At 62.3% G+C, this 13,332-nt stretch carries 13 protein-coding genes; 6 read left to right on the top strand and 7 right to left on the bottom strand.

The window, feature by feature from the left end; genetic code table 11:
• Positions 1–4 precede the first annotated feature (4 nt).
• Positions 5–748: a helix-turn-helix domain-containing protein gene (locus CHX26_RS15200; RefSeq protein WP_172449862.1), complete on the bottom strand. Its 744-nt coding sequence runs from the start codon at positions 746–748 to the stop codon at positions 5–7.
• A 579-nt stretch (positions 749–1,327) separates the two neighbouring features.
• Here CHX26_RS15200 and nadA point away from each other — a divergent pair.
• Positions 1,328–2,329: a quinolinate synthase NadA gene (gene nadA, locus CHX26_RS15205; protein WP_104943101.1), complete on the top strand. Its 1,002-nt coding sequence runs from the start codon at positions 1,328–1,330 to the stop codon at positions 2,327–2,329.
• 5 nt (positions 2,330–2,334) lie between these two features.
• On the opposite strand, the gene CHX26_RS15210 is transcribed toward nadA, so the two are convergent.
• Positions 2,335–3,234, bottom strand: a complete 900-nt coding sequence (locus tag CHX26_RS15210; RefSeq protein WP_104943102.1) for a DMT family transporter — start codon at positions 3,232–3,234, stop codon at positions 2,335–2,337.
• A 70-nt stretch (positions 3,235–3,304) separates the two neighbouring features.
• Here CHX26_RS15210 and CHX26_RS15215 point away from each other — a divergent pair, with 70 nt between their 5' ends.
• Positions 3,305–4,417 carry an alkene reductase gene (locus CHX26_RS15215; RefSeq protein ID WP_104943103.1) on the top strand — a complete coding sequence of 371 codons (1,113 nt, stop codon included), beginning with the start codon at positions 3,305–3,307 and terminating at the stop codon, positions 4,415–4,417.
• A gap of 7 nt (positions 4,418–4,424) precedes the next feature.
• On the opposite strand, the gene CHX26_RS15775 is transcribed toward CHX26_RS15215, so the two are convergent.
• Entirely contained in the window at positions 4,425–4,733 is a 309-nt protein-coding gene (locus CHX26_RS15775; protein WP_146107754.1) for a hypothetical protein, read from the bottom strand.
• Positions 4,730–5,419, bottom strand: coding sequence for a lipoyl(octanoyl) transferase LipB (gene lipB / locus CHX26_RS15225; protein WP_104943105.1), 690 nt, complete (start codon positions 5,417–5,419; stop codon positions 4,730–4,732). Before lipB ends, CHX26_RS15775 begins: the two co-directional genes overlap by 4 nt.
• An 81-nt stretch (positions 5,420–5,500) precedes the next feature.
• Between lipB and CHX26_RS15230 the strand changes: the two genes are divergently transcribed.
• Both CHX26_RS15230 and CHX26_RS15235 read left to right on the top strand, forming a co-directional pair.
• Complete coding sequence (locus tag CHX26_RS15230) at positions 5,501–6,322, top strand: glycerophosphoryl diester phosphodiesterase membrane domain-containing protein (RefSeq protein WP_104943106.1); 822 nt, start codon at positions 5,501–5,503, stop codon at positions 6,320–6,322.
• Positions 6,323–6,339: 17 nt separating this feature from the next.
• Positions 6,340–7,710 (top strand): MFS transporter, encoded by a 1,371-nt coding sequence (locus tag CHX26_RS15235; protein WP_104943107.1) that lies wholly within the window; start codon positions 6,340–6,342, stop codon positions 7,708–7,710.
• A 120-nt stretch (positions 7,711–7,830) separates the two neighbouring features.
• Here the strand turns inward: CHX26_RS15235 and CHX26_RS15240 are convergent, their stop codons facing one another.
• Entirely contained in the window at positions 7,831–8,175 is a 345-nt protein-coding gene (locus tag CHX26_RS15240; RefSeq protein WP_104943108.1) for an ArsC/Spx/MgsR family protein, read from the bottom strand.
• Between the two features lie 158 nt (positions 8,176–8,333).
• Between CHX26_RS15240 and CHX26_RS15245 the strand changes: the two genes are divergently transcribed.
• The gene (locus CHX26_RS15245) at positions 8,334–10,511 is read left to right on the top strand and encodes a TonB-dependent receptor (protein WP_104943109.1); all 2,178 of its coding nucleotides are present in this window, start codon (positions 8,334–8,336) and stop codon (positions 10,509–10,511) included.
• 4 nt (positions 10,512–10,515) lie between these two features.
• On the opposite strand, the gene CHX26_RS15250 is transcribed toward CHX26_RS15245, so the two are convergent.
• Both CHX26_RS15250 and CHX26_RS15255 read right to left on the bottom strand, forming a co-directional pair.
• Positions 10,516–11,067 (bottom strand): (2Fe-2S)-binding protein, encoded by a 552-nt coding sequence (locus tag CHX26_RS15250; protein WP_104943110.1) that lies wholly within the window; start codon positions 11,065–11,067, stop codon positions 10,516–10,518.
• 17 nt (positions 11,068–11,084) lie between these two features.
• Positions 11,085–11,849, bottom strand: a complete 765-nt coding sequence (locus tag CHX26_RS15255; protein WP_104943111.1) for a class II aldolase/adducin family protein — start codon at positions 11,847–11,849, stop codon at positions 11,085–11,087.
• Positions 11,850–11,940: 91 nt separating this feature from the next.
• On the opposite strand from CHX26_RS15255, the gene CHX26_RS15260 reads away from it, so the two are divergent.
• Entirely contained in the window at positions 11,941–13,308 is a 1,368-nt protein-coding gene (locus CHX26_RS15260) for an MATE family efflux transporter (protein ID WP_104943112.1), read from the top strand.
• Positions 13,309–13,332 lie beyond the last annotated feature (24 nt).

Here is a 13,332-nt window from a genome sequence, read left to right on the forward strand (position 1 = left end):
TGGGTCAGCTATCCAGCTTTACCAAGACATATCCAGAGCCCCGCTCGCATCTTATCTCATGATTTTTCAGCCTTTTGCGTATCTTGTGAATTCTCACTTTCAGCGATTTGAAGCGAAAGTCGCTGGAATGATAATCGTAAGAGGCCAAGTCGCGATATCGGACAACTTTACCCATGTTATTGTAAAGCTGTTTAAGAATTTCCATTTGTGATGAATAAACACGCCCTTCAATGTTTTCATCACAAAACAACTGAAACGATTCGTCGTTCTTTACAGCAGAGTTGTAGATCATCTGGCGACTGACATGCGCCTTCATTCGGATGATTATGTCAGTTGGCTTTGCTCGCGAATCAAAGACATCATCGAAAGCAAAGCGCATAAGAGCGGCACGCCCTCTTGGGTTGGCCTCGGTCATTATTGCATAGCAGAGCTTATTATCGAGAAGCCACTTATGCTCCCGAAAGGCCCGCTTGGCCCTCGCGATATCGTCGAACAATGCGATGATGATTGAAAAGGATGTCGCCTGACTGGAAATGCCCCTGATATTGTCCCGCTCGATTGAGTGAACCTCCACGGGGCCAAATGTCTCATTTACGATTTCCTTGATCCGCGGCGGAAGCCGAGGCCCGATCGTAAGGAACCGCGCATTGGCAACGAGGTCACGCAGAGTAACCTCGCCAGCAGCGATCTCAGGCCTCGCCAAATACTCAGATCCCTGACTGCCATTGACCGCCGGGAAGCGGAACACAGGCGCATCCCGGCCTGCCCGAGCGGGTCGACCGAGGTCATTCGCTGGCTTCCGCCCCTTGGGCGACGCGTCAAAGAGAAGATCCGTCTTAACGAAGCTGCACATGGAGGTTTCACAACTTAAATAAAAGATATAACTTCACGCGCTCAGATATCATATCATCACGGTTACCTTTTACCTCGGTTAATTGTGAATTTACATAAGTGCATTCGCCTATAATATTTAGGTGGTTAACTAAAATTTATATAAACAAGTATCACGGTTTTATTGTCATGAAAGATATCGTTTATTGCCTAATATCTCCGTGTAGATTTATCGAATTTTAGGTTATCAGGCCTTCGATTTTCTTGAAATGTGGGTTTATTGGCTGGCAATTGCCAATACGCCGAGGGCCCGCGTAAGCTCGGCTCTTCGCGTCTCCCGGCTTTGGCATAGCTCACAATCCGCCGCACAATCGCTTGACCACAGCGATCACAGGAGACCACCACTGGGGCATGGGTCTCTTCGTCAATGCAGCGGGTGGCGTAACCACCCCGGTCTGCCTATATCGCCTGCAACCACGAGAATGGGGATACGACCATGAGCCTGCTGACCCGCAACCCCACCGGCGCCGACCTGCTCGCCGAGATCGACCGCCTCCGGAAGGAGCGCAATGCGGTGATCCTCGCGCATTACTACCAGACGCCCGACATTCAGGACATTGCCGACTTCGTGGGGGATTCGCTGGAGCTGTCGCGCAAGGCGGCGGCGACCGATGCCGATGTGATCGCCTTCTGCGGGGTCAAGTTCATGGCCGACACGGCGAAGATCCTCTCCCCCCACAAGACCGTGATCCTGCCCGACATGGACGCCGGGTGCAGCCTGGAAGACAGCTGCCCGCCCGAGAAATTCCGCGCTTTCCGCGAGGCCCACCCCGATCACATCGCGCTGACCTACATCAACTGTTCGACCGAGGTGAAGGCGCTGTCGGACGTGATCGTGACGTCCTCCAGCGCCGAGACGATCCTCGCCCAGATCCCGCCGGAGCAGAAGATCATCTTCGGCCCCGACCGGCACCTCGGCGGATACCTCGCCCGCAAGTTTAATCGCGAGATGCTGCTGTGGCCCGGCGTGTGCATCGTCCACGAGGCGTTCAGCGAGACCGAACTGCTCAAGCTGAAAGAGCAATACCCCGGCGCGCCCATCGCCGCGCACCCCGAATGCCCGCCGACGATCATCGACCACGCGGACTATGTCGGCTCGACCAGCGGCATCCTCAAATTCGCGCAGGAATTCGAAGGCGACACCCTGATCGTCGCCACCGAGCCGCACATCATCCACCAGATGGAAAAGGCACTGCCCGAGAAGACCTTCATCGGTGCGCCCGGCGCGGACGGGAACTGTTCGTGCAACATCTGCCCCTACATGGCGCTCAACACGATGGAGAAGCTGTATGTCGCCCTGCGCGATTTGCAGCCGCAGATCGAAATCGAGGAAGGCATCCGCCTGAAGGCGAAGCGCAGCCTCGACCGCATGCTCGAAATGGCGAGCGGGACTGTGGGCATGGGGGACCTGGGGAAGGTTCGCTTCAGCGTGGATTGAGTGGCTTAGGCCTTCGCCCGCGACACCGCCAGCGCCGCGCCCACCAGCACCATCCCGACAATATCCAGCCCGCTCAGCACCTCGCCGAAGGCCAGCCAGCCGTAGAGCGAGGCCACGGCAGGCTGGGTCAGCAGCGCCAATCCCACCACCAGCGGGGGGAAGTATCTGAGCGCGAAGACCATCAGCCCCTGCCCCACCAGCTGGCTCAGCACGAACAAACCCACCACCGGCCCCCACGCCTGCGGCCACACCGGCTCGCCCAGCAGCAAGGCGATCACCAGCAGCACCGGCGCGCCGAACAGGCTCACCCAGACGAGCAGGCTCCATGATCCGAACGCGCCCCGCGCGCCCTGCAAGGTCAGCAGGTACACCGCGTAGAGCAGACCCGCTGCCACGCTGAACAGGTCGCCGATCAGCGTCTCGTCCGAGATCTCCAGACTGCGCCCCATCAGGATCGCCGCGCCCGTCAGCGCGAAGATGATCGCCAGCCATTCCAGCCGTCCCGGCAGCGTGCGCGCGATGATGAAGCCCCAGAACAGCAGCACGATCGACCCGGCATTGCCGAACAGGGTCGCATTCCCCAGCCGCGTCATGCCGATGCCGATGTGCCAGCTGGCAAGATCGAGTGCGAAGGTCACCGCCCCCAGCGCCACCAGCGCGAGGGTCTTGACCGGAATGCCCGTCAGCCGTTGGCCGCTCGCTCGCGCCAGCAGCACGAGGAAGGGCAGCGCGAGGAACAGCCGCCAGAACCCGGCCGCTACCGGCCCCGTGTCCGCAACCCGCACGAACCACGGGCCTATCGCCAGCGCGACATTGCCGGCGAGCAGCGCCGCCAGCAGCGCGATGCTGCGGGGGCGCGCCAGCGCGGCGACAACTTGTGCTTGGGGCGCACCCTCATTTTCCATCCTTGCGCAGTAGCTCTGGTGGGGCCAAGTGAATAGCCAATCGAAACTGGTTCACGAGGATTACCCACATATGCACGATGCCCTGTTCCAGCCGCTCCAGATGGGCGCGCTCCATGCCAAGAACCGCATCCACATGGCCCCGCTCACCCGTGGCCGCGCCGCCGACCCGATGTTCGTCCCCAACGAGCTGATGGCGCTCTACTATCGCCAGCGCGCGGGCGCGGGGATGATCCTGACCGAAGCGACCGGCATCAGCCGCGAGGGCCTCGGCTGGCCCTCCGCGCCGGGCATCTGGAGCGATGAACAGACCGAAGCGTGGAAAGCCACCACCAAGGCGGTTCACGAGGAAGGCGGCCTGATCGTCATGCAGCTGTGGCACATGGGCCGCATCGTCCACCCCTATTTCCTCGATGGCGAGCCGCCCTTCTCGGCGAGCGCCACCACCGCGCCGGGCGAAGCGCATACGCCGATCGGCAAGCAGGCTTACGCGCAGGCGCGCGAGATGACCCATGAGGACATCAAGCGCACCATCGCCGACTATCGCCGCGCGGCTGAAAACGCCAAGAAGGCGGGCTTTGACGGGGTGCAACTGCACAGCGCGAACGGCTATCTGGTTGACCAGTTCCTGCGCGACAAGACTAACCTGCGCACCGACGAATACGGCGGCACCCCCGAAAACCGCACCCGCTTCATGCGTGAAGTGCTCGAAGCGCTGATCGACGTGTGGGGCGCGGACCGCGTCGGCATCCGCCTGTCGCCAAACGGCGATTCGCAAGGCACCGACGACAGCAACCCGCCCGCGACCTTCGGCGCTGCCGCCAAGGTGTGCGAGGAGCTGGGCCTTGCCTTCGTCGAACTGCGCGAGCCCGGGCCGGAGGGCACCTTCGGCCAGACCGACGTGCCCAAGCAAAGCCCGCTGATCCGCCAGATCTACACCGGCAAGCTGATCCTCAATTCGGACTACACGGCCGAGCAGGCCGAGGCCGACGTCACCAGCGGCAAGTGCGACGCGGTGAGCTTTGGCCGCCCCTATATCTCCAACCCCGATCTCGAAAAGCGCATCGCGGCCGGTGCGCACTGGAACCCCAACAAGGACGTGCCCAAGAGCTGGTACTTCCCGATTCCGGAAGGCTACGTCGATTACCCGACGCTTGAGGAAGAACAGGCCGAGGCGGCGGAGTAAGCCGCGCCTATTCGGAAGGTTCGGGGGCCGGGGCGGTAAAGGCTGCTTCGCCCCCCTGGCTTGTGCTAGGATCGTTGATCCCCGGCATCGGGGTGACTTCAGGTTGCTCGGCGTCGATATCAGCCGGACGCGGGCCTTGGCGCGGAGCGAGCGGGGCCTGCGATTCGAGCTGTTCGAGCGGGATCATTGCATCCGAGATCGACCCGGCAAGCACCTCTCCAGAAGCTCTCCCCCCTCGCTCGGCAGGCGCAGCAGCCTGATCCTCGCAAGCAGCAAGAGCAAAGCACAGGGCGGCAAGGAAAACAGCGCGTGTCATCGGCACGCCCTTTTGGCGGCAGCATCCAAGGCGTCAAGGAAATCATCGCTGGTCGCTGTCAGCGCTTCGTCCCATTGATCGGGAGAGACGGTCAGGCCCAGCCGCGCAAGACTGGTGACGCCATATTCGGCAATCCCGCAAGGCACGATCCCACCGAAGTGGCTGAGGTCGGGATCGAGGTTGACTGAAAAGCCGTGCATCGTCACCCAGCGCCGCACGCGCACGCCGATTGCTCCGATCTTGGCCTCCGACCCGTCAATGTCGCGCGTCCATATCCCGACGCGGCCCTCGGCGCGCCAGCTTTCGACCCCAAGGGTCGCGAGCGTGGCGATCACCCAGCCTTCGATCGCATGAACGAAGCAGCGCACATCCTTGCCGCGCTTCGTCAGGTCGAGCACCAGATAGCCCACCCGCTGTCCCGGCCCATGATAGGTGTAGCGCCCGCCGCGCCCAGCCTCGACCACCTCGAAGCGCGGATCGACAAGTTCGGACGGATCCGCGCTGGTGCCGGCGGTGTATACAGGGGGATGTTCGAGCAGCCAGATCAATTCGGCGGCCTCGCCTGCATGAACGCCAGCATTGCGCGCTTCCATTTCGGCCAGAGCCTGCGCGTATGGCACCTGCGCGCTGTCGCGCCGCCACTCGATGGGGAATGCGTGGCCAGAGGCCTGAGCAGTGCTTGCCATGCCGCACCGGTGGGGGCATTGAGCGCCGAGATCAAGAGGCGATTGCGGAGCAATGCGCCGGGCATCAGAAAGGGATCGTGCATGGCAAACCGCAAGCTCGACATGGGGCTGGCCTGGACACAGGCGACAGGAACCGTCGGCGCGAACCGCGATCTGGTCAGCGTATTGGCCGGGTTGTTCCTGTTTATCCCGATGTTCGTGCTGGTGCTGGCACTCGTAGGCAGCGGGATCGATTTCGGCGATGCGGGGAGCGAACCCGATCCCGAACGCATCGCCGAGCAAGTCAACGCCCTGTTGCTGAGTAATTGGTGGGCGCTGCTGCTGGTGGTTGTTGGTCAGCTGTGCGGCAGTATCGCGATCCTTGCTCTACTTGGTGATCGCAGCCGGCCCACTGTACGCGAGGTGCTGGGCATGGTGCCGCGCCTTATCCTGCCGATGCTCGGTGCGCAGCTGCTGGTGGGGCTACTGACCCAGCTGCCCTCAATCGTTTCCGGTATGCTGCCCGAAGCGGCAGGAGCGCTGTTGAGCCTCGTGTCGTTTCCGATCACGCTCTACCTGTCAGTCAAGTTCTCGCTGGCAAGCGCCGCGATCGTTCTGGGTCACCGTCGCAATCCGGTTGATGCGATGCGCCAGTCATGGGCGCTGACCAAGGGCAACTCTTTCCGACTATTCATGTTCTTCGTGATGTTGGTGGTGCTAGGCATGGTGATCGGACTACTGCTGATGCTCGTCATCGGGCTTGTACTAGCGGCAATGGGTGACCGGGTTGCGCTGATCGGCAATTCCGCCTTCGTCGCTGTGCTGGTGGCCGTGTTCTACACCTTGTCATACGCGCTCACTGCTTCGATCTACCGCCAGCTCTCGCCACCTGCGCCGGGCGATGACGCGGATCTTTTCGCGTAAGACGCACGCAACGCATCATGGCCGAGACCGACCGACAGGCAAAGCTCTCCCGACCGGGTGGCTCGGGTGCCAGTACGATCCCGGCGGGGCGCATGGCCCTGCTGTTCATGGTCATGCTTGTCACGGCAGCGGGCAATACCGCGATGCAATCGGTCATGCCTTCGATCGGCACGGCACTGGGTGTCGCCGACGTGTGGATCAGCCTCGCCTATAGCTGGTCGGCGCTTTTGTGGGTCGTATGCGCACCATTCTGGGCGCGGCGTTCGGACAAGCGCGGTCGCAAGGCGATGATGGCGCTTGGCCTTGTGGGCTTCATTACTTCTTTCGTGCTGTGCGGCGCGGCCCTTTGGGCAGGTCTGGCAGGGTGGATGACCGCGTTCTGGACGCTGATCGCCTTTGCCGCCGCACGGAGCCTCTATGGCGGGTTCGGCAGTGCAGCCCCCCCGGCGGTGCAGGCCTATGTCGCCGCCCGAACGCCGCGGTCGGAGCGCACGCAGGCGCTTTCGCTGATCGCATCGAGCTTCGGGCTCGGAACCGTGATCGGCCCGGCACTGGCACCGTTGATGGTGCTGCCCTTCCTAGGGATCGGGCTGACGGGGCCATTCCTGTGCTTTGCCGCAATCGGTGTTGTCGCGCTGGTGCTGCTGCGCTTGCGCCTGCCCGATGACGAACCGCAATTCGCGGCCAGAGGCGAGGCGGTGGCCTATTCATCGAGCGGCTCGGGCGCGCCGGTCGATCCGCAGGACACCTCGGAAAGCGAGGACACGGGCGCGCCCCAAGGCGAGTTGCCGCGCCTGTCATGGCGCGATCCTCGCCTGCGCCCGTGGGTCTTCGCAGGATTATTCGGTGGCCATGCGCAGGCTATGGTTCTGGGCATAGCAGGCTTTCTGGTGCTTGACCGTCTTGGACTGCGCGGCACGCCGACAGAGGGCGCAGGACCAGTCGGGCTGGTGTTGATGAGCGGGGCAATCGCGACGCTGCTGGCACAATGGGGCTTGATCCCGCGCTTCAATCTGGGTCCGCGCGCAGCAACCTTGTGGGGCATCACGGCGGCGGCGTTCGGCACGGTGCTGCTGGCGGTGGCGGGCGATTTGCACCTCATAGCCCTGGGATACGCCATCGCGTCGCTGGGCTTTGGCCTGTTCCGGCCTGGCACCACGGCAGGCACATCGCTTGCCGTCACCCGCAGCGAACAGGGGCAGGCATCAGGCATCGTCGCCAGCCTTGCGGGGGCGAGCTACATTTATGCCCCGGCGCTCGGCGTGTGGCTCTACGGCCATTCGGAGTGGCTAGGGTTCGGTTTGATCGTGGTGCTTTGCCTCGCCGTGCTGGTGCATGGGTGGTTCAAGTTGCAGGCGGACCGTGATCTCACGCGGGAGCGGGCCTAGTTCCCTCACGGTGACGGGCGACCGGGACGCCGCAAGGCGCGACCGCGCGCGCCGTGGGCGCTCAAGCCCGCAGGGTTTGAAACCCACGGAGGATATCCCCGAGGACGCGGCCACGCTAAACTAGAGGATCTCCAGCACAACATCCTGCGGGCGACACAGGCGAACGCCCTTGTCGGTTTCCACCAGCGGACGTTCGATCAGGATCGGGTCAGCCACCATAGCGGCCAGTACAGCCGCATCATCTGCATCAGGCAGGCCGCGTTCCGCTGCATCGGTGCCGCGGAGGCGCAGCCCCTGCTGGGGCCTGATCCCGGCATCACGGTAGAGTTGGGCTAGTTTTTCGGCCGTCGGCGGGGTCTTGAGATACTCTACGACCGTTACATCGACGCGACTGAGGTTCTCGAGGATCGCAAGCGTCTTCCTCGATGTACCACAAGCGGGGTTGTGCCAGATCGTCGCTTTCATTCTCGCCCTCCTCTGATGGCCTAGCGCCACCGCCGATAGATAAGCCGTGGCCCGAATACCACAGTTTGATGATTATCAATTTCAAGGCCTAGCAGAGCTTGCAGATGCGAATTGTTTGCAATAGCCGGTCGCCCAGCTTGTCCAAAAGGCCTCTTCATATGATTCTCGATTTGTCGCGTACCACCTTGCTGCTCAGCTGCGCCAGCATCGCCTTCCCGGCCCTTGCTGAAAGTACCGCGCTTGCGGACGTAAACGAGGCGGCGACCGTAACTTCTGATGCAAGTTCGGATGATGGTGACCAACGCCTGCCGAACATCGTCGTCACCGGCGATGTGCTCTATGCCAACCAGATGAACGCGACGCGCACGCCCACGCCGATCATCGACGTGCCGCAATCGCTCAGCATCACCACCGCTGACCAGATCGTGCGGCAAGGCTTCGATTCCGTCGGCGACATCGTGCTCTACACCCCCGGCGTTACAAATTCCCAGGGTGAAGGCCACCGCGATTCCGTGGTGTTTCGCGGTGTGCGCTCGACCGCCGATTTCTTCGTCGATGGGGTACGCGATGATGTCGAGTATTACCGCGGGCTGTACAACCTCGAACAGGTCGAAATCCTGCGCGGGCCCAACGCGCTGCTGTTCGGACGCGGCGGCACCGGCGGCATTCTCAACCGCGTCGCCAAGAAGGGTGTGGTAGGCGAAACCTTCACCGGCGTGCGTGCCTCAGTCGACACTTTCGGTGCTTTCGACATCTGGGCCGACCTCAACCTTGCAACGAGCGGATCCTCGGCCCTCCGGGTCAACGCAGCCTATGAAAGCCTCAAGAATCACCGTGATCTTTACGATGGTGAACAGATCAGCGTGAACCCCACTTTCCGGGCTGAACTTGGAACGGCGACAACAATCGACCTGTCCTATGAATACCTCAACCACGAACGTTTCATTGATCGTGGCATCCCCACCGACGACAATGGCGATCCGGTACGCGCACTGCGGCGCATTACCTTCGCAGATCCGCAGAACAATTACGCGACCTTCGAAGCTCACGTCCTGCGCGGCACGTTGCAGCACAACTTCTCCGACAACCTGAAGGCCAATTTCACTGCCTCCTGGGGCGACTACGACAAGACCTACGCCAACTACTTTCCCGTCGGCTATAACCCGGCGACCAATGTGGTAGCGATGGATGGGTACATCGACAACGGCCAGCGCCAGAACCTTGTCATGTCTGGCAATCTTATCGGGGAATTCGACACGGGCGAGATCGGTCACACGTTGATCCTCGGTGCCGAATTCATCGACACGAGCAACAACAATGACCGCCTCAACGCCGTTTTCGACACCGCTGTGAGCGATGGCCGTCGGGCCGATGTCGAATTCTTCAACGCCACGCGTCCGCTCGCGATGCGCGGCGGTGTCGGCACGCTGGCGGACGGGCGGACCACACGCTTCGGCTTCACTTCATTGAATGATGATACTGAGGCCGATCTCACCGTGATTTCGGCCTATATCCAGGACGAGGTGAAGGTGGCAGACTGGCTGCGTCTGGTGCTGGGTGCTCGCTTCGATTCCTTCGAGATCACAGTGCTGGATAATCGGACCGGCACGGTGCGCACGCGCAAGGACGAAGAAATTACCCCGCGCCTCGGGCTGATCCTCAAGCCGCAGGAAAACCTCTCACTTTACACCAGCTATTCCGAAACCTTCCTGCCACGGTCGGGCGATCAGTTCGCCGATATCAATCCCCCCAATGACGCGCTCGACCCGGACACCTTCTCCAATCTTGAAGCCGGCGTGAAATGGGACATCCGCCCAGGCCTCGCGCTGACAGCGGCTGCTTTCCAGATTGAGCAGTCATCGCCTCAGCCGGCAGACAACAACCCCGACACGCTCGATGTGATCGACAGCAAGATCCGCGGGTTCGAAGCCCAGCTTCAGGGCCAGGTAACCCCAGGCTGGTTCCTGTCGGCGGGTTACTCCTACCTCGATGGCGAACAGCAGAGCCGCACCGGCCCGACGGGCCGCCGGGTGCGTGAACTGCCAGAGCATATGTTCTCGATCTGGAACAATTTCCAGGCAACCGACAGGCTCGGCATCGGCATCGGCCTGACGGCTCAGGATGAAACCTTCGCCGACAACGGGAATACCGCCACCCTGCCCGCCTATGCCCGTGTCGACCTAGCCGTGTCCTATCAGCTGAACGACAGCCTGCGCCTGCAGGTCAATGTCGAAAACCTGTTCGACGAACTCTACTTCCCCAATGCGCATTCGGCGGATGAACTCACAGTGGCTCCGCCGCTGAACGCGCGGTTCACGATCGTGGGTCGGTTCTGACACATTATTCCGGTGCCGGCTCTGCCACGCGCAGGGCCGGAACGGCTTTGGCGGCGTCTTCGGCACTGATCCCCGGAGCAGGGGCCGCGCTGATGCGCTCTTGCCGCCGGATCACGCGCCCTGCCTGTTCCACCGCCTTGACCAGCCGCGGATAGACCCCGCACCGGCAGATATTCGGCAACGCTGCGTCGATGTCCTCACGCGTGGGCGCGGGGTTGCGCTGAAGCAGTGCAGCGGCCGCAATGACGATCCCTGGCGTGCAATAGCCGCACTGGATCGCTTGCTGTGCCACCATCGCCTGCTGCACTGGGTGAGAGCGATCACGGCTGAGGCCCTCGATTGTGGTGATGATCCGCCCCTCAGCCTCGGCCAGCGTGATCTTGCACGATCTGAGCGCCACCCCGTCGACCAGTACCATGCAGGCGCCGCCGCACTCGCCCCCGCCACACGCCTTGGTGCCGGTGAGGTTCATCGCCTCACGCAGCGCATAGAGCAGCGGCATCCGCGGATCGAGATCAAACTCGACCGGCCGCTCGTTGACGGTCATGCGGGACATCGAAGCGTCCTAGCGGCTTACTGGCGCCAGCTGTCGTCGATCCTGTCGATCTTGCGCTTCCACGCCTCGAAATCGAACAGGCCCGCGCCGCCCTGCCCGCTCATCACCGAAAGATCGCGCTGGTGAACGTCGACCACCTCCTGCGGGACGAGGTTCGGATTGCCCATCGAGAGCGTCGCCACCTGGATCTCGCAGGCGCGCTGCAAGGCCCACATCTTGACGAACATGCCGGGGATGGTGCGGTCCATCACAACCGGGCCGTGATTGCGCAGCATCAGGATCGAATGATTGCCAAGGTTCTGGACCAGCCGCTCGCCCTCCTCGGCGCGCACGGTTACACCCTCGAAATCATGATAGCCGATCTGGCCCTGGAAATTGCAGGCGTAGAAATTGGTCGGCAGCAGCCCATCCTTGTGGCTGCACACCGCCATCGTCGCAGTGGTGTGGACGTGGCAGATCGCCGCCGCCTTGTCGCCCAGATGCTTGTGGAAATAGGCATGCTGCGTGAAGCCCGCCTTGTTCACCATGTAGGGCGAACCGCCGACATTGTTGCCCTCGACATCGATCTTGACGAGGTTGCTCGCCGTCACCTCGTCATAAAGCAGGCCGAAGGGATTGATGAGGAACGTATCCTCCTCCCCCGGCACCTTGACCGAAATGTGGTTGTAGATCGATTCCGACCAGCCGAGGTGGTCGAAGATGCGGTAACAGGCCGCTAGATCCAGGCGCGCCTGCCACTCTTCCTTGCTGCATTCAATTGTGGGCTTGAGCTGGGTGGCCATGAGGTGTCCTCTCCGTCTGTCCTTGCTCGTCCTATCGCACGCTCAGGGAATGCTTTGCAAGCAGCGCGCCCCGCGCTAGGCGTTGGTCGGAATGAACGCGCCCGGCTCATCCTCCGCCCGTCTCGTCAGCGGCAGCATCCCCGGGCATCTTGTCAGCCAGACCTTGCCTGCGGTGATCGGCGTGGCCGCGATCATGTCGATCGGGATTGTCGACGCCTATTTCATCGGTCAGCTCGGCAGCGCGCCGCTCGCCGCGATCAGCTTCATTTTTCCCGTCGCGGTCGCCAGCACCTCGCTGGGCGTGGGGGTGATGGTGGGGATCAATTCGGTGGTCGCCCGTGCGCTGGGTGAAGACGATTTTGAACGCGCCGCGCGGCGCGCCAATTTCGGGATTGTCTTTGCCATTGCCTGCGGCGTGCTGATGGGCCTCTCGCTCTGGCTCGCGATCGACCCGATCTTCACCGCGATGAACGCGCCGGACGCACTGATGCCGCTGATCCGCGCCTATATGACGCCCTATGCCTGCGGTTTCCCGCTGAGCCTTGCGATCATGGGTTTCAACGGCGTGCTGCGCGGTCAGGGGGAGGCCAAGCGCACCAGCACAGTCAGCATTGCCTATGCCGCCGCCAACATGGTGCTCAACCCCATCCTGATCACCGGAGCCTTTGGTTTCAAGGGCTTCGGCATTGCCGGATCGGCCTATGCCACGCTGATCGGCTGGAGCGTAGGCGTCCTGACCGCGCTGTGGCTGCTGCGTGGCACGAGCCTGCCGCTCGACCTTGGTGCCTTGCGCAATTGCAATCTGCTTGATTCCGCCAAGGCGATCACCCGCGTCGGCCTGCCGGCTGCTTTCTCCAATGCCATCAACCCCTTGGGCCTGTCGATCCTGACCGCGCTGGTCGCGCTGGAGGGCGAGGCGGCGGTCGCCGGCTTCGGGGCGGCGGGGCGCTTGCAGAGCTTTGTCATTGTCCCGCTGCTTGGCCTTTCGGGCGCAATCGGGGCGATTGTCGGGCAGAACTGGGGCGCAGGCAGGTTCGACCGAGCGCGCGAGGCGACCCTTTATGCGGGGGGTTTCTGCATCGCCTGGGGCCTGCTGGTGGCCCTTGCCATGATGGCTGGCGGAGCCACGCTCGCGCAGATTTTCACAAGCGATCACAAGGTAATAGCCGAATTCGACCTGTACCTCAAAATCGCTGCATGGGGCTATGCGGGGTTCGGCCTACTGATCGTCGGCAACGGAATCATGAACGCGGTCGACAAGGCCGCCTTTGCGCTGCTGCAATCGGTCGCGCGGGTGTTTCTGGTGATGCTGCCGGTGGCGCTGGTGCTCCAGCCGGGCATGGGGAGCGCGGGCATCTTCACCGCCGAACTCGCGGCCAACCTGTTTGGCGCGGTTTCGGCCGTGGTGCTGGTGCGCCATATTTTCATTGCCAAGACCCCGGCATGGGTCGCGCGCTAGGCGGTTATTAACCAACCCCTGTGC

This window comes from Porphyrobacter sp. HT-58-2, assembly GCF_002952215.1.
Lineage (GTDB): Bacteria > Pseudomonadota > Alphaproteobacteria > Sphingomonadales > Sphingomonadaceae > Erythrobacter.